Raw genomic sequence first — 16,987 nt, forward strand, 5'->3', positions numbered from 1 at the left:
CAATCTTTCGCCACCGCCACCGGAGACTCAGCTCCGCTCCCCCGCCTCCCTGATCGCCGCCTCCACCGCCCCCAACCGTTCCGCCAGCAGGCCGAGGGCCGCGACCGCGCGGGCGAGCGCGTCGGTGTCCGGGCCGCCGAGGGCCTGGGTGCGGACGTACGTGTTCCGCACCTCCCGCCAGCGGTCCGCCTGTTCCGACGTCAACCTGCCCCGCATCTCCGCCAGTTTGAGCAGGTTCGCCTCCGCGCCCGTCGCCAACGTCTGGGCCTCGGCGCGGTAGTGGTCGTCCACGAGGGCCGCCAGTTCCTCGGCGTTCATGGCGGGGCGGATGCGCTGGGCGATGCGGTTCAGGTTGCGGTAGGAGCCCTGGAGGCGGAAGGGCGGCTCGGTGCGGTCGCTGTCCGAGCGGCCCGCGGAGTCCCGGTACGCCGCGTTCACGGCGAGCACCGTGTCGCGGGCCGCGAGGAGATGGCGCAGGACCGCGAGGATCTGGGTGAGTTCGGCGGGGACGTAGGGGTGGGTGAGGCGGTCCGGGCGGGCCGTGGGATCGCCCTCGGCGAGGCGGATCAGCAGGTCCAGGTCGGTGCGGTCGCGGCCCGCGAGGGGGGCCAGGACCGGGTTGGCGGTCAGCGCGTTCTCGACGAAGCTGACGGCGAACTGCTCGCCCTTGCCCGCCAGTACGTCGCCCAGGTTCCAGACGTCGGCGCGGTTGGCCAGCATGTCGGGGACGTGGAAGCCGGTGCCGGACTCGGTGTACGGGTTGCCGGCGAGGCAGACGGCGAAGCGTTTGCCGCGCAGGTCGTAGGTGTGGGGTTCGCCCGACCTGACGCCCTCCACCCGGCGCGTGCTGTCGCACAACGGGACGAACTTCTGCAGGAGTTCGGGGTTGGTGTGCTGGATGTCGTCCAGGTACAGGAGGGTGTTGTTGCCCGCGGCCAGGGCGAAGTTGATCTTCTCCACCTCCTGGCGGGCGGTGGCGTTCGGGGCCTCGGCCGGGTCCAGGGAGGTGACCGAGCGGCCGAGCGCCGGGCCGTCGGCCTTCACCAGGAGGAGGCCGAGGCGGTCGGCGACGTACTCCATGAGGGTCGTCTTGCCGTAGCCCGGCGGGGAGAGGAGCAGGAGCAGGCCGCCGGTCGCGGGGTGGCCCTCCGGGCCGGTCGTGCCGAGCTGTTTGGCGAGGCTGTCGCCGATCAGGGGCAGGTGGACCTCGTCGACCAGGCGGTTGCGGACGAACGTCGTCATCACCCGCGGACGGTGGTCGTCCAGGCGTATGCGGGTGCGTTCGGCGGTCAGCAGGGCGGCCCGGCGACGCTGGTAGGCGCGGTGGGCGGGGACGGAGCGGGTTCTGAATTCCTCGGTGCGGGCCAGGAATTCGTCGATGCGGAGGGTGAGGCGGCCGGCGGTGACGCGGGGGTGCGTGCCGAGGAGCCCGTCGACCGTCGCGGTCAGCGGGGCGTGCGAGGTGTAGCGCGGCAGACCGGGGCAGAGTTCGGCGGCCACCGCCTCCGCCAGGTCGCCGGGGGCCAGGTCCGAGGCTCCGCTCGCGGTGGCGTAGGCGGACAGCCAGGCCTCCACCAGTTGGGTGCGGGCGGCCGGGTCGTCGAGGGTGGCGAGATCGTCGTCGTAGGCGGAGATTCCGGCCGTGCGGCGGAACTTGTCGAGGAACTCGCGGGTGCCCGCGTTGATCACGAAGCCGTCCGGGTCGGTGGTCAGCTCCTCGAAGAGGTACGCCGCCGCCCCGGACGCCACCTTGTCATCGTCCGTCGGTGCGGAGTCGGCGGTGCTGATCGCCGTCGCGAGTTCGGCGAGGAAGTCGCCGACGGCGGGCGGGAGTCCGAACGTCTCCCTCGCCCGGGACAGCGAACGGGCGCGGCGGGTCCAGGTCTGGCGGGTGTCGGCCGTGGTGCCGTGCGTCCAGAAGAGCTGGGCGGCCGCGCGGGCGGCGGGTCGGTGGCGCAGGGGGCCGGCGGAGGCGTGCAGGCGCAGCAGGGCGGTGAGGAGGGCGGTCGCGTCGTGGTCGTGGACGCCGCGTTCGTAGCCCTCGTCGTACGAGTCCTCGGCCGCGCGGCGGACCAGGGGTGCGAGGTCCGTGCCGGTCAGGGCGGCGGGGCCGTGTTCGTGCAGGAGGCGGGCGGCGAGGTGTTCGGCGCGGTAGACCTCGGGGGACTCCGAGGGCAGCGGGCGGTCCCAGTGGGGGCGGGTGGCGGCGAAGTCGGGGTCGGTGACCGGGGCCCGGTAGTCGGTGCCGGTGACGGCGAAGGCCAGGCCGTCGGTGCCGTCCGGGACCAGGGTGAGGGCCGGGGGCTCGGTGTTGACGGCGAAGCGGTGGCGGCCCAGGCGCAGGGTGCGGCCGGCGTCGGCGTACAGGTCGGTGCGGTCGCGCAGTGCGCGGGCGGCCTCCTGGCGGGCGGCGGCGAGACGTCCCGCCAGTTCCTCGGCACGGGCCTGGTCCCCGAGGGCGCGCAGGGCGTCGGCGGTGCGGTGGACCTTGGCGACCAGGGGGTCGGAGGCGAAGTACGCGCCGATCGCGTCGGCGTCCGCGAGGGTGGCCGCGCGCCGGGTCACCGTCTGAAGGACGCGCTGGGCGGAGACGGCCAACTGCTCGGCGCGGCGGGCGCGTTCGTCGGTGAGGGCCTGTTTGCGGTCGGCGAAGGTCTCGTGGATCCCGGCGCGCTGGTCGGCCAGTCGGACGAGGACGTCGTCGAAGTCGGCGAAGCGGGCCTCGAGGTTCTCCAACCGGACCAGCAGCCGGGTGAGTTGGGTGTCGCAGGCGTCGGGGTCGACGCTCGCGGCGAGCGCGCCGGTGACCGACTGGGCCAGCAGGGCCAGCTCGGCGGCGAACTCCGCCCGGCCTTCGCTGTCCCTCAGTTCCCGGCGGCGGCCCTCCAGCACCGCCCGGGCGCGGTTGACGCCGCCCAGCGCCTCGGCGGCCCGTTCCAGCACGGACGTACGGACGGTGGCGTCGGCGATGTCGAGGTCGGTCACGACGTCGGTGACCGTGCGCAGCTGCTCGGCCAGCTCGTCCAGGCGCACGGCGAGGGGCGCCGCGCTCGCGGCCCTCGTCAGCGCGCCGGCCTCGGTGACCAGGGCGTCGATGTCCGCCCGGTAGCCGGCGAAGGCGTCCTCGCGGGCCAGCGCGGCGACCGTGCGCTGACCGAAGGCGGCGAGGTCCGCCTCGACGTCCACCGCCAGGGCATTGACGCGGGCGGTGTCCGCGTACCGCAGCTCCTTCAGGGTGAGCAACCGGCCCTGCGCCCGGCGTAGTTCGGTCAGGCCGCCGACCCAGCCGGCGGCGTCGCGCGGGGCCTCGCCGCGCAGGCGGCGGACGAGGGCGGTGACCTGGTCGGCCGCCGCCGTCACTTCCTCGGCGGCCAGGCGGGTCAGCTCCTGGACGGTCGCGAACTCGGCCAGCACCTGCTCGGCGGTGTCCCGTACGGCGTCCAAGGGGGCGCGCAGGTCGCCGAGTTCGGGGTCGCCGAGCCAGTGGTGGGTGTCGGCCGCCCGGACACAGGCGGCGACCAGCGCCTCGTACACCTCGGCGGTGGGGGTCATGTCCGCCGCCGCGGCCGTGAGGGACAGACAGTCGGAGATGCCGCGCACGAGGTCGGCGTTGCCGACGCGGGCCAGCGGGCCGGTGCCGGCGGGGCACGCGGCGGCGTACGTGTCGGAGACGTACGGGGAGCTCCACCGCTGCACCGGGTGCACACGCGCGGGGTCGTCAGCGTCCCCGCGCAGGACCACCAGCGCGCCGTCCTCGGACAGCGCCCAGCCGTGGCAGGGCAGCGGGGTCGCCACCTCCGTGCGGACCAGGTTGTACGACAGCAGCAGGGCGCGGCCGCTGACGCGCGCCCGGAAGGCGAACAGGAGGTCCTCGCCGTTCGGCGAACGCACCGTCCGCTCGAACTCCAGGTCACCGCTGTCCACACCGTCGAAGATCTTGTAGGCGCCCGTGGCGAGGCAGTAACCGCCGGGGAAGACGATGCCCTGGTCCTCGGGCAGCCGGCGGCAGGACCGACCGACGCCGTCGAGGCGGACGACTGTCCTGGTCAGCGTGTTGAAGACCAGATGGCGGTGGGTGTCCTCGTTGTAGGGCCGCACGCGCAGCAGGATCAGGGCGCCCACGCGCGCGTGGGCGATCTCCGCGTCGGCGAGGGACTGCAGCGGCTCGTGGACGGGCTCGCTGTGGACGCCGTCGGCGGTCTCGGTGTCGTTCTCGGTCTTCACGGTGAGGGCGCCGCCGGTCGTGCCGACGAACACCTCGCCCTTAACGGAGACGTGTGGATGGCGGCCGAGGACGTGGTCCTCGCGGGTCGTCTGAGTCCAGGTGAAGTCGTGGGCGGGCGGCAGGACGTGGTCGCGTTCGCCGCGCGCGTCCAGGAAGGACACCCGGCCGTCCGTCGCGAGCGCCCAGCGCAGGACGCGGAGGTCGTCCGCCTGCTCGCCGATGCGGAACACCGCCAGCAACCTGCCTTCCACGAGCCGCAGTTGGAGCAGGCGCGCGTCGCGGTAGTAGCGGTGGAGCTCGGTGAACTCCCGCACGAAGGACGGGTCGTCGAGCAGGCCCGGTACCGCGTCCTCGGGCAGGCGGTTCAGGTCGCGGTCGTGGAGGGTGAAGACGTCGGGGACCGTCACCTCGGCGGTGTGGCCCGGGGGTGGGGCGCAACCGAGGAGCAGGGCGTCGCCCACGGCGACGAGGTCGCGGGGCAGCCTGCTGTGCTCGGTGCGCAGCTGGCCGGTGCCGGTGAGCTCCAGCCGTACCGAACCGAACTCCTCGGCGCGACGGGTGTTCAACTCCTCAGCACGGCGGGCGAGTTCGGCGGCCTGGTAGGCGAGGCGGTCGCGCAGCACCTCGTACGTGCCGTCGCGCGGGCCTTCCTGGGAAACGGGCGTACCGGTGTCCGGGCCGGTGGTCATGGATGCCTCTCAGCGGGTCGGAAAGGGACCCGGAGCCGCCGTCCCCTGTGCGGCGGCTCCGGAACCTTCGGCGGGCCGGCAGAGCCCGGCGCGGGCCGTCAGGACCTGACGGTGCCGTTCAGGCCCGTGAGCGGGGTGTCCGCCAGGCCCAGCTCGCCTGCCCGGTCGAGCAGTTGCCGCAGCGCGCCGGCCTCCGTGCCGCCCGTCTTCATGAGCTTCAGCAGCAACGCCGAGACGGTGAGGTTCTGCACGTCGGCCGTGGAGACCGAGCCCAGCACGTGGGCCAGGTCGTCGGTGAAGCTGCCGGTGCCGTCCAGCCAGGGCCGGGCGAGCGCCTGCGCCGTCTCGGAGTTCCGCACGAAGCCGTCGACGCTCTTGCCGAGCCCGACCGCGCCGACCAGCCGGTCGAAGAAGACGGAGTCGCCGCCGACGATGTCGATGTCGGCGTTCTCCAGCCCCGTCGCGAGCACGGTGGCCTGCGCCTCGGCGATCTGCCGCTGCATGTCGAGGCCGGCCAGCCGGACCTCCTTCTCCGCCTGCAGCCGCAGCCGGTACTCCTCGTGGCCGCGGGAGGCGTCGTCGAGCGCGGCCATCGCCGCCGCCTTCTCGGTCAGGCCCTCGGCCTCCGCCTTCAGCTTCTCGCCGATCGCCGTGGCCTCGGCGAGCGCCTTGGCCCGCGCGCCCTCGGCCTCCGCCCGCAGCAGCGCCCCGGTGCCCTCCGCCTCGGCCCGCATCCGCGCCTCGGTGGCCACGGCCTCGGCACGCCCGGCCTTCTCGGTGACCTCGGCCTCCTTGTCGCGGACCTGCACGGCAGCGAGCCCCTCGGCGGCGGCCTCCGCCTGGAGGCCCTCCGCGAGCCGCAGCTTGGCCCGGGCGTCGAGGTCGGCGGACTTGAGCCGGGCCTCGGCGAGCGTGAGTTGCTCGGCGGCGCGGTGCTTGGCCGCGGACTCGGCGGCCTCTGCGGCCTTGATGTCCTTGACCAGCTTCTCCTGCGCCTCGGCCTCCGCGGCGATGATCACCGACTGCCGCCCGCGCTCGGCCTCCTCGACCACCCGCAGCTTCTTGATGGCCTCCTCCTGCTCGGCCACCGTACGGTCCACCGCGATCCGCTCCCGGACCACGTCCGCGACCTCGCGGCGCTCGGCCTCGACCTCCTTGTCCTTGGCTATCTGGGACAGCGAGGTCTCCCGCTCCCGGGCGATGACCTCCAGCAGCCGGTCCTTCTCGATCCGCTCGTTCTCGACGGCGATGACCCGCTCGCGGTTCTTCTGCGCGACGGCGATCTCGCGGGCCTGGTTCTCGCGCTGGACGCCGAGTTGCTCCTCGGTGCGCAGGAACGCCGTCTGCGCGCCCAGGCGTTCCTCCTCCTGCACCTTCGCGGTGGCCGCCTCCTCCTTGGCCCGCAGCGTCTCGACCTCCCTGCGCTGCCTGATCTCGGCCTCGGCCTGGCGGCGTTCCAGTTCCAGGATGGTCTCCCGGGCCTCCACGTCCTGCCGGGTGATCTCCTTCTGCTCGGTGCGCTGGTACTCGTTGGTGCGCACGTGCTCGACCGTCGTCAGCTCGGTGATCTTCCGGATGCCCTGGGCGTCCAGGATGTTCGCCGCGTCCAACTGGGTCAGCGGGGTCTGCTCCAGGAAGTCGATGGCCGCGTCGTCGAGGTGGTAGCCGTTGAGGTCGGTGCCGATGACCTGGATGATCCGGTCCCGGAACTCCTCACGCTTGGTGTAGAGGTCGACGAAGTCCAGCTGTTTGCCGACGGTCTTGAGTGCCTCGGAGAACTTCGCGGCGAAGAAGTCCTGGATCGCCGCCGGGTCGCTCGCGGTGTGCGTGCCGATGGCCTGGGCGACCTTGATGACGTCCTCGACGGTCTTGTTGACCCGGACGAAGAAGCTGATGTGGATGTCGGCGCGGATGTTGTCCCGGCAGATCAGGCCCTCGCGGCCGGTGCGGCGGATCTCGATGGTCTTCACCGAGATGTCCATGTACTCGGCCTTGTGCACCACCGGCAGCACGACCGCCCCGGTGAAGGTGACGTCCACCTTCTTCGTCCGCGAGATGATCAGCGCCCGGCCCTGCTCCACCTTGCGGAACAGCCTGCCGACCACCAGCAGCGAAGCGAGCGCGACGAGCAGGACGACGGCGACGAGCACGCCGATGCCCAGGGTGATGGCGTTCATGACATGAGTCCTCGAGACCTGGAGTGAGTGAGAGGGCCGGGATCAGCCGGAGTGGGGGCGCGGGTCGAGCGCGCTGTCGTAGGGCGCGACCCAGAAGAACTCGCCTGCTTCGTCGTAGGCGTAGAGCAGTGCGGTGCTTCCGCTGGTGAGGGCGTCCCCCGTGCGGCGGGCGTCCTCGCCCGTCTGCCTCACCTGCACCACCGCGCTGGAGCCGTCGGCCGCCCGTACCTCGGCCTGTCCGAAGCCGTCGTCCACCCGTCCCGTGCGGACGGTGCAGACCAGGCCGACGAAGTCCTGCCGGGAGGGGCCGGGCGTGTCCGGGAAGAGGCGGCGCAGGGGCCGTACCAGCAGCCGGGTCGCCCACCAGGCGACGAGCGCCGCGCCGGCCAGCACCGCGAGCCCCAAAGCCATCCGGGCCGGCCCCGACGGGAGGAGCGGGTCCAGCAGCACCGTCGCGCTCAGGCTGACGAACCAGCCGACCGCCGTCAGCAGCGAGAAGGCGACCGTCAGCGGCACGCCGCCCATCCCCCAGGCGTCGACGTGCTGGTGTCCGTGGAAGCCGTGGTGGTCGGCCGCGCCCAGGGCGGTCAGCAGCCAGAAGACGACGACCACGGCGAGGGCCGAGCTGAACAGGACGGTGGGAAACCCCGCGGCGGCCGCGAGAAACGCCCCCATGATGCCCGACCCCCCCGTCCAGGGGCCCCGGTGCCGACTCCTTGCGTTCCACGAGTCGGCACCGGGGCCTTCCGTTGTGCTCCCCTGGGGCTCATGGTGCGCGCGCCGCGCACGCCCGCGCATTGCCGGTTTCCGGCAGTGTTCACTAGGGTTTCGATGCCGGGCACCGCTAAGAAACCGTCACCGGCGCGTCAAGAAAACGGGGGACGAGGTGGCGGAGCACGAGATACCCGACCAGTATCTGGCCGGGTATGCCCAGCTGCTGGCCGACGTCTGCGCCACCGGCCGCCGCCTGACCCGGGACGAACTGGAGCTGCGGCGCGCCCTCGGCGAACAGGCCGCCGAGGCCGGTCACGGGCTGCGCGCCCTGGTCGGCGCCCACCTCGCCGCCACCCGCGAGGCCTGGCCCTGCCCGTCCGGCTCGGCCGACAGCACGCTGGGCGCCGTGCAGCAGGTCGTCGACGCGTTCACCGAGGGCTACGAACGGGCCCAACTGCTCGCCGTACGGCGGGAGGAGGCGGCCCGCCGCGAGTTCATCGACGACCTGCTCTACGGCCGCAGCGACCTGGGCCGGCTCGCCGAGCGCGCGGAACGCTTCGGCCTGCGCCTGTCCCACGCCCACGCCGTCGCGGTCGCCGAGAGCCCCACGGCCTACGACGAGGCGGCGCCGGTCCCGCGCCGCGTGGAACGCTCCCTCAACGCCCGCTTCGGCGAGCGCAACATCCTGTTCACCACCAAGGACGGCCGGATGCTGTGCGTCGCGCCGGGCGACCAGGACGACGTCCTCACCCACTTCGCCAAACAGGCGTACGCCGCCACCGACGGCGGCCGCGTCGCCATCGGTCGCCCGCAGCACGGGGTCGGCGGGATCGTCCAGTCGTACGAGGAAGCCCTCAACACCCTCGAACTGGCCGCGCGGCTCGACCTGGAGGGCCCGGTGCTGCGCGCCGCGGACCTGCTCGTCTACCCCGTCCTCACCCGGGACCGGCAGGCCATGACCGACCTGGTCCAGGACACCCTGGGCCCGCTCACCGCGGCACGCGGCGGCGCCGAGCCCCTGCTGGCCACCCTCACCGCCTACTTCGACGCCGGCTGCGTCTCAGCGGAGGCGGCCCGCCGCCTCTCCCTGAGCGTGCGCGCCCTGACCTACCGCCTGGACCGCATCCACCAGCTCACCGGCGCGAACCCGTCCGACCCGGCCCACCGGTACATGCTGCAGACGGCGGTGATCGGGGCGCGGTTCTTGGGGTGGCCGGGGAGCGGGGTGTGAGCCCCTTCGAGGGTGCCTGGTGCCGCAGCCGGGTAGTTTCCCTTGTCGGACCGGGGGATGATTGAACTCACCGTCTCAGTACGGGAGTTGCTGCAGGAGCCAGGACGCTGTGCGGGCGGGTCGAGGAAGGGCGGAGCTCTGAGCGAGGGGTTCACGGAGCGTGCGCGTTCTGTCGCGCAACCCACTGACGTGGGTGTAGGGGGGGCCGTACCCTGGGTCGGCACCGGCACGCCGAACTCGAGGACGGCAGGCGGCGATGGGGAGGTCACGGGGGTGGAGGGGCGCAGCAGAGCGCGGGTTCAACACGAGCTGAAGGCCGAGATCGTCACCGTGCTGCAGAACTCGGACACCATGCGTCACCAGAACAGCGTCGACCTGTTCGTGACCATGCTCGGCCAGGAGCTCGGCTCCGCGGTCGAACTCGCGCGCAGCGATGTCCTGCGGCCCTGGCTGCTCCAACTCGTCAACTTCTGCGAGCTCCGCCCCGACGGCCTGCCCTGTCTGCTGCGGTGTCTGGAGTACGTGGAGCAACGAAGCACCTCGGTCGCCGCCCTGGGGCGTCTGGTGGACGAATGGGAGGCCGCGAGCTTTTTCGAGTGGGCCGATCTGCACCCGTTGCGGCCGATCCTGATGGAACTGAGGTCGTCGTCCCACCTGGCACGGCTCGCCCGCCAGGCCAGCCGCTCACGCACCCAGGAGCTGCCCTGGTGGTGCGACACCGGCTGGGCGGTGTTCCTGCGGCTCGCGGGGAACAACTCGGCGAGCAAGGAACCGCCGGTGAGCATGACGTTCCTGGCCCTGGCCGCGGACCACCTCATGGAGGAGGGCAGGGCGGAGGCCGCCGAGCAACTGCGCCGCTGGAACCGTGACCAGGCCCGTGCCTGGGGGTTGGAGGACCGGATGGCCGAATGGCGGGTCAGCGGCGTCCACTCGGAGCCGAGTTCGCCGATGGCGGCGTACCTCATGATCCAGTTCGAGCCGGACGGCGTGGACTCGGACGCCTACTACCTCTCGCACTGGAGGCAGTCGGACACGGAGGGCTGGCACCCGATTCCGGGCGAGACGCTGCATCTGCGCCGCGCCGAACTGCCCGCCGAGGTCGAGCGCCTCATAGAACAGACCGAGGAACGCTGGTCGGACCTGCGGCAACCGATCGTCCTCGAGTTCATCCTGCCGTGGGAGTTACTCGGGGAACCCGTCGAGTGGTGGCACAAGGAGTCCGATTCGGACTCCCCCACGCCCCTGGTGATGGACTACACCGTTTTCGTGCGGAGTTTCGAGCGTCTGCGGAAGGCGGCCTGGCACCGTCCGTGGCACAACAGGTGGCGCCAGTTCAAGGAGCAGCCGGCCGACAGCCACGTGTACCAGAACCGGCAGGGTCACTCGCACTTCCACCTGGAGAGAACGCTGAAGGAGGACGAGCAGGCGGTCTGTCTGGTGCTCAGCGAGCCTCCGGGGGGTGAATCACCGTCCAGCCGACAGGAGTTCATGGCCGGCTTGCGCGCGGGTATCCCCGCGATGATCTGGCACCGCGGCGACTGCTCCGATCCCGCCTTCAAGGAAGCGGTCTCCGACATCCTGCAGGACCGGGCTCTGGGGAGCCTCAGGGACTGGAGCAGAAAGTGGCGCAAGAACGCGCTGGCCGAGGGTCCCGAAGGGTGGGACAACCACGTGGGACGCCATTTGGCGATCCTGCTCGACGATCCGGAGCGCAAGCCGGGGCCTCCAGGGCCCGATCACGCACCGGTGCAGCAATGACCCCGGCTGAGGAGGAGGTCACGTCCCGGGCAGCGTCCACCGACGGCGAGAGGGGGTACCGACCGACCATGAGCCCTCGTGCCACCGGGATGCGCTCACATGCCCCGGAGACGAGCCCGGCCGGCCGTGGGATGACCCTGTGTGCATCGACAGGCCAGAACCGGTTCCGCCCCGGCCGCTCTGCCACTAGGGTGCTCCTGCGCGCTCTTCCTATGAACTGCTTGACGCAATTACCGCACTTGCCTCCAAACTGGGCGCGCTGCAAGGCTCTACCCGTGGATGTCACGCACGCTCGGGGTCTGCGCGACTCCGCACTCCTCTCGCCGTCAGGTCGACGCCTTGAGAGCCCCCATGCACCATGACGACGGTCAGCGACCGGCACAGGCAGCACGGGCACGGCGTGAGGCGGCGCACGCCCTGAGCCGACTGGGGCAACCGGACAGCCCGGAACCCGCCGAGGCCCTTCTCGTGATCGACACCCATCCCTCGATGAGCGTCTGGGCCGAGGTCGTCGAGGACCTGGCCGCCGAACTGCGGCGGACCGGTGACTTCGTCCGGGTCCGGCTGGTGCGGCTGCTGGGGACCGACGAGACGGATCCGGCACGGGTGAGCGTCGAGGAGCCGCTGGGTGGCGTCCCCGCCGACGTACGCCGGATGGTGCTGGTACTCACCGACGGCCTGGCGGTCGGCTGGCGGCTGGGTGCCGTGCAGCCGCTGCTGCGCCGCTGGGGACTCTCCCAGCCGGTCGCCCTGGTGGACCTGCTCCCCCAGCACCTCTGGTACCGCACGGGCCTCGACGTGTCCCGCGTCCGTGTTCGCGCCCCGCACGCCTGGGCGGTCAACGAGGCCTGGGAATGGGCGGAACGCGACGCCCAGGCCGCTCTGCGCGACGTCGAGGAGCACGAGGACGAGGCGGAGCCCGTCCTCGTGCCGGTACTCGCCCTCACCGACCGCTGGGCCAGGGCACTGACCCGTCTGGTGGCCGGACCGCAGCCCGAATGGCTGGATCTGTCCGCGATCCAGGCGCGGGAGTGGAAAAGCAGGCCCGACGCGGCGCGCGCCCTGCCCTGGGCCGAGGACGTGCCGGACCCGCACAGCACGGTGCCCGCAGCGGTACGCGTCTCCGACTTCCGCGCCGCCGCCAGCCCGACCGCGTTCACTCTCGCCACCCGGCTGGCCGCCGCCCCACTGAGCCTGCCGGCCATCCGCGTCGTGGTGGCGGCCACTCCCGGCGCGGGGCCGGTACACGTCTCCGAACTGCTGATGAGCGGTCTGGTCCGGCCCACCCGGACGGACACCGAAGGCCTCACCGACCTGGCCTTCACCTTCGCGCCGGACGTCCGCGAGGAACTGCTCGCTCTGGGCCGACGCAGCGAGACGACCCGCATCCTGCAGGAGGTTCGTGCGTTATTCGCCAGGGATCCGGCGACCGCCGGACTCATGCCGCCCCCGACCGAACCCCTGGACACCTTGGCGACGCCGGTCCCCACCCACCGCAACGTCGCCTTCCTCCGCGTGGAGCTGACCGCTCTGCGCGCGCTGTCGGGCCGGTACACACCGCGTGCCGCCCGCCTTGAGAACGACCTTAATTGGCACGATCGACACTATGCGGTCAGCCTGGACAAAACACAACGAAACCGGACAGGGTATGCGCCGTCGGGTCCGTCCCCGCTGACGGTCGGGCGCGAGGCCACGCCCCCCTCTCCGACCGCCGCCGAAGGAGCGCCTCACATGTCGACAACACCCCAGCGCGTGGAGGGGGACCGCACGGCACAACCACGTGTCTGGGGGAATCTACCGCCGCGGAATTTCAACTTCACCGGTCGGGCCGCCCTGTTGGAGCTGCTCGACCAGCGGCTGCGGGAAGGCACGACCGCGGTGCTGCCCGAGGCGATCCACGGCATGGGCGGCGTCGGGAAGACCCAGCTGGCCATCGAGTACGCATACCGCCACCAGAGTGAGTACGACATCGTCTGGTGGATCCCGTCCGAGCGACCCGGTCAGATCACCCAGGCCCTGGTGGAACTGGCCGGGCGGCTGGGCCTCAGCACCTCGACCGAGGCCAACATCGCGCTTCCCGCGGTCCGGGAGGCACTGCGCGAGGGACGGCCGTACGCTCGCTGGTTGCTGATCTTCGACAACGCGGACAGCCCGGAACAGGTCCGCCACCACTTCCCGCAGAGCGGCAACGGCACCATCCTCGTCACCTCCCGCAACCGGCGCTGGGGGCAGGTCGGCCGCTCCCTCGAGGTGGACGTCTTCACGCGCGAGGAGAGCAAGGAGCTGCTGCGCCGCTCGGGCCCACCGCTCAGTGACGCGGAGGCCGACGCCCTGGCCGACGCGCTGGGCGACCTGCCGCTGGCCCTCGAGCAGGCCGCCGCCTGGCGAGCGGAGACGGGGATGCCCGCCTCCGAGTACCTGCGGCTGTTCGAGAGCAAGCGCATCGAACTGCTCGAGGTCGCTCCGCCGCCCGAGTACCAGCTCCCGGTGGCCGCCGCGTGGAACGTGTCCCTGGACCACCTGGAGACCCGCAGCCCGGCCGCGCTACGGCTGCTCCAGCTCTGCTCCTACTTCGCCCCCGACCCGATCTCCCGATCCATCTTCACCGGTCTCGGCAACAGCAGCATCCACCCCGAGCTGGACCCGGCGCTGAACGATCCGATCGGACTCGCGCGCGCGATAAGGGAGGTGAACCGCTATTCACTCGCCCGCATCGACCACCGTACGGAGTCCATCGAGATGCACCGTCTGGTGCAACTCGTCCTGAACAACCGCATGAACCCCGAGGAGCAGTCGCGCATGCGCCGAGGCGCGCACACCCTGATGGCCGCCGCCGACCCCAAGGCGCCGATGAACCCGGCGAACTGGCCCCGGTACGCGGAGCTCTACAGTCACATCATCGCCTCCGAGGGCATGAAGTCCGATCAGCCCTGGGTACGCCAGCTGGTACGGAACATCGCCGAGTACCTCTACTACTGGGGCGACCACGAACTGTCGCTGGAGTTCTCCGAGCAGGCTTGGGAGGCCTGGCGGACCATCTTCGGCGAGGAGGACCAGCAGACCCTGCTGATGGGGCAGTGGCTGGCCTTCGTGAACTGGGCGCTGGGCAGGTTCGACGAGGCGGCCCGCCTGGTGGCCGACCTGAAGCAGATCTACGAGCGCACCACTCCCGCCGACGGCGAGGACACCCGTGAGGACGCGCTGGACGCCCTTCAGCTCGAGGCCGCCGTACGACGCGCTGAAGGCAGGTTCGCGGCCGGCGCCGAACTCGACAAGATCGCCTATGAGCGGGCCCGCAGGGCCTTCGGCGAGGACGACCCGACCACGCTCAACATCGCCCACAACGTCGGAGTGAGCCTGCGGCTGGCCGGCCAGTTCCGCGAGGCCCTCGAACTCGACCGCCGCACACTCGACCTGAAGCGCCGTCTGTTCCGCGGGGACGACCGGAGAATCCTGATCACGGAGTACAACCTCGCCGTCGACGTGCGCGAGACCGGCGACTACGTCGGCGCACGCGAGCTGCACGAATCGGTGCAGGAGTCCTACCAGGCCGCCTTCGGCATCGACAACCCCTCCACCGTCGAGGCCGTGCGCCAGCTGAGCGAGTCCTGCCGCAAGGAGGGTGACCACGTACGCTCGCTCGAACTGGCCACCGACGCGCACGCCAAGTTCGTCCGCCGCTACCCCGAGGCCCACCCCAGGTCGCTGGCCGCCGCGCTGACCCTGTCGGTCGCACTGCGGCAGAACGGCGATCTGCAGGCCGCGCGAACCCGCGGCGTCAAGGCCTGCGAGGGGTACCGGGAGGTCTACGACCCGCGCCATCCGCACGTCCTGTCCGCGGACGTCGACCTCGCCGTCACCCTGAGGCTGCTCGGCATGGCGGAGGAGGCGCACCGGCTCGACGAGGCGGCGCTCGTCTCGCTCACCGACCGGCTCGGCGAGGGCCACCCGCTCGCCCTGGTCTGTGCCATCAACCTGGCCAGCGACCTGGCCGCCCTCGGCCGGCACGAGGAGGCGCGGCACAGCGGCGAGGCCACGCTGGCGCTGTGCCGGATCACCTTCGGGGAGGACCACCCGACCACGCTGGCCTGCGCCGGGAACCTGGCACTCGACCTCATCGCCACCGGCGCCCAGGAACAGGGCAGGGCACTGCGCGAGGACACCCTGCACCGCATGGAGCGGGTGCTCGACACCCCCCGCCTGCAACGCCCCTCCGGGACCCCTCACCCGGCCACCGTCCAGTTCCGTGAAGGCCGACGCGCCAACTGCGACATCGACCCACTGCCGCTGTGACGGGGTGGCGGGGCGCCGGTGGGGGCTCAGTCACTCGGGCGCTCCGGTTGCTCCCGTCCGGCCAGCCAGGTCGCCAGCCGTACGGGATCGGCTCCCCGGCCCGTCGCCGCTTCCAGGGCGTCCTGGACGGCGCGGGCCCGCTCCGGGAAGGCAAGGAGGAGCCCGGCAGCCGGGTGACCGTGGGGCAGGGACCGGCCCAGCCCCACCCAGGCGGCGACCGGGGCGCCCTTGGCCGCGAGGCGGGCGGTGAAGGCGGCGCGAGCGGCGACGCGGTCGCCGGTGGCGAGCAGGATGTCACCCTCGTCCGCGCCCTCGACTCCGCCCACCCCCGTGGTGCCGTACCGCCAGTCGCCCTCCGGGTCGGCGAGCAAGTGCCGGGTCAGGACGGCGGCCGTGTCCAGAAGGCGCACCTCGGTGTCGGGGGCAACCTCGGGCCGCGTGGCCAGGGCGGCCGGTGGGTGCGGGGCGCCGCGCTGCCAGGCCCGGACCGTCTCCTCCACCGCGTCGGCCGGCGGCCGCAGATGGTGGGCGCGCCAACGGGCCCGGTGGTCGGCGGCGGCCTCTTCGGCCAGCTGCAGCTCGGTCGCGGGAACCTCGTCACCCAGCCACTCCTGCAGCCGCTCGTCCAGGGACTCCAGGACGCGTCGCCCCAGAGGCGTCAGCCGGTCGCAGTCACGCACCTCGCTCAGGGTGGCCCACACCTGCGTGCGCCACAGGGCGAACTCGAAGTGGGCCAGCGGAGCGCAGGCGCAGTCGGCGGCAGTCCGGTGGGCGCGCCAGAAGCGGGTCACGCCGTGGAAGGCGTAGATGCCCTGGATCAGACCCCCCAGCGGACGGGGGTCGTCGCGCCAGGGGGCGTAGAACAGTTCGCCGTCCTTCACCGGCGCGCTCAGCGCTCCCAAGTGCATCAGTCCGCCCAGCTTCGTGTGCTGGAACTCGTGCACCAGCGTGGCGGCGAGCTGCGCGGCGTCGTCGGGCCGGGACGCGGTCACCCCGCCGAACGCGTCGCCGGCCGTCCCGCTATACGGCCGAAACCTTTCTCTCGTCGGGGTCGGCGCGAGCGACATCAGCCCGCGCCGCATCGCCCCGGCGCTCTCCGGCTCGTCCCGCAGCAACATCTCCCAGGCATCGGCGAGCATCGATTCCCAGTCCGCGGCCTCCGCGGAGGACAGCAGTCGGGGTTCGCTGGGACGGGGGAACGTGCGGTACGGATCGAGTTCGTCCAGAACCAGTCGCTTGGCCGACGCGCCCGCCCCGAGGCTCAGCCGACGCAGCGGAAGCCACCGCGGGCCGCCACCGTCCCTGAGCGGATCGACCTCGACCTCCCCGCTCGCGCCCACGACCCGCAACCGGCCCCCGTGGGCCACCACCCGAGCCGTGCTCCACCGCTCCGTCACCGGAATCCGTGCGCAACCGAGCGTCGGCAACGGCACCAGCCCGCGTCGCACCGGAACGGTGATCTCGACATCCAGGCCCGCCCGCACCCCCGCGGCAGCGGCGAGTGCCGTCAGATGCCCGGCAACCACCCACAGCGGGGCGTCCTCGTAGGGGCGACCCCTGAGCCGGCGCAGGGCGAGGGAGACCCACATACCGGTGGCCGGGGACATCAGGACGTCCTCGAACACCTCGGGTGCCTGCCGCTGGACACGTTCCAGCAGCTCCCACGCCTCGGCGTACGGCAGCGCCACGCCCTCGTCCGGTAGTTCGCCGTCGGCCAGCCCACGGTCCAGCGCCCGCAGCAGCAGGAGGCGGCGACTGCGCTCCGCGCCGAGCAGTTCCCCCACCACCGCGGCGTCTCCCTCGCCGCGTGCGAGCGCCAGGGTGGCGGCGGGCGAGAGCCGGTGGAAGGGCAGGCGATTGTCCGATGTCGTGGCGTCAGCCACGTGTCCTCCACCGCACC

Annotated in this window: 7 protein-coding genes; 3 read left to right on the forward strand and 4 right to left on the reverse strand. The window is 72.2% G+C overall.

The features are described from left to right. Positions 1-27: 27 nt before the first annotated feature. The 3 genes from ACIRVK_RS15695 to ACIRVK_RS15705 all read right to left on the reverse strand — a co-directional run bounded on the left by ACIRVK_RS15695 (position 28) and on the right by ACIRVK_RS15705 (position 7,766). Positions 28-4,914, reverse strand: coding sequence for a DNA repair ATPase (locus tag ACIRVK_RS15695; RefSeq protein WP_404247162.1), 4,887 nt, complete (start codon positions 4,912-4,914; stop codon positions 28-30). A gap of 98 nt (positions 4,915-5,012) precedes the next feature. Continuing rightward, complete coding sequence (locus tag ACIRVK_RS15700; RefSeq protein ID WP_404247164.1) at positions 5,013-7,091, reverse strand: flotillin family protein; 2,079 nt, start codon at positions 7,089-7,091, stop codon at positions 5,013-5,015. A gap of 42 nt (positions 7,092-7,133) precedes the next feature. Continuing rightward, positions 7,134-7,766: a hypothetical protein gene (locus ACIRVK_RS15705; protein ID WP_404247166.1), complete on the reverse strand. Its 633-nt coding sequence runs from the start codon at positions 7,764-7,766 to the stop codon at positions 7,134-7,136. A 211-nt stretch (positions 7,767-7,977) separates the two neighbouring features. Here ACIRVK_RS15705 and ACIRVK_RS15710 point away from each other — a divergent pair, with 211 nt between their 5' ends. The 3 genes from ACIRVK_RS15710 to fxsT all read left to right on the forward strand — a co-directional run bounded on the left by ACIRVK_RS15710 (position 7,978) and on the right by fxsT (position 15,087). Beyond that, entirely contained in the window at positions 7,978-9,036 is a 1,059-nt protein-coding gene (locus ACIRVK_RS15710; RefSeq protein WP_404247168.1) for a PucR family transcriptional regulator, read from the forward strand. Positions 9,037-9,309: 273 nt separating this feature from the next. Continuing rightward, a complete protein-coding gene (locus tag ACIRVK_RS15715) occupies positions 9,310-10,794 on the forward strand; it encodes a hypothetical protein (protein WP_404247170.1) in 1,485 nt (494 codons plus the stop codon). Between the two features lie 351 nt (positions 10,795-11,145). Beyond that, positions 11,146-15,087, forward strand: a complete 3,942-nt coding sequence (gene fxsT, locus ACIRVK_RS15720; protein WP_404247172.1) for an FxSxx-COOH system tetratricopeptide repeat protein — start codon at positions 11,146-11,148, stop codon at positions 15,085-15,087. Positions 15,088-15,113: 26 nt separating this feature from the next. On the opposite strand, the gene ACIRVK_RS15725 is transcribed toward fxsT, so the two are convergent. Continuing rightward, entirely contained in the window at positions 15,114-16,970 is a 1,857-nt protein-coding gene (locus ACIRVK_RS15725; RefSeq protein WP_404247174.1) for an HEXXH motif domain-containing protein, read from the reverse strand. Positions 16,971-16,987: the final 17 nt, after the last annotated feature.

Source organism: Streptomyces sp. NPDC101152 (assembly GCF_044768275.1).
Taxonomy (GTDB): Bacteria; Actinomycetota; Actinomycetes; order Streptomycetales; family Streptomycetaceae; genus Streptomyces.

What these genes read in the sequence shown, in the direction of transcription:
- fxsT (WP_404247172.1), top strand. Translation starts at nt 11,146, where the DNA reads ATGCACCATGACGACGGTCAGCGACCGGCACAGGCAGCACGGGCACGG.
- ACIRVK_RS15705 (WP_404247166.1), bottom strand. Translation starts at nt 7,766, where the DNA reads ATGGGGGCGTTTCTCGCGGCCGCCGCGGGGTTTCCCACCGTCCTGTTC.
- ACIRVK_RS15695 (WP_404247162.1), bottom strand. Translation starts at nt 4,914, where the DNA reads ATGACCACCGGCCCGGACACCGGTACGCCCGTTTCCCAGGAAGGCCCG.
- ACIRVK_RS15700 (WP_404247164.1), bottom strand. Translation starts at nt 7,091, where the DNA reads ATGAACGCCATCACCCTGGGCATCGGCGTGCTCGTCGCCGTCGTCCTG.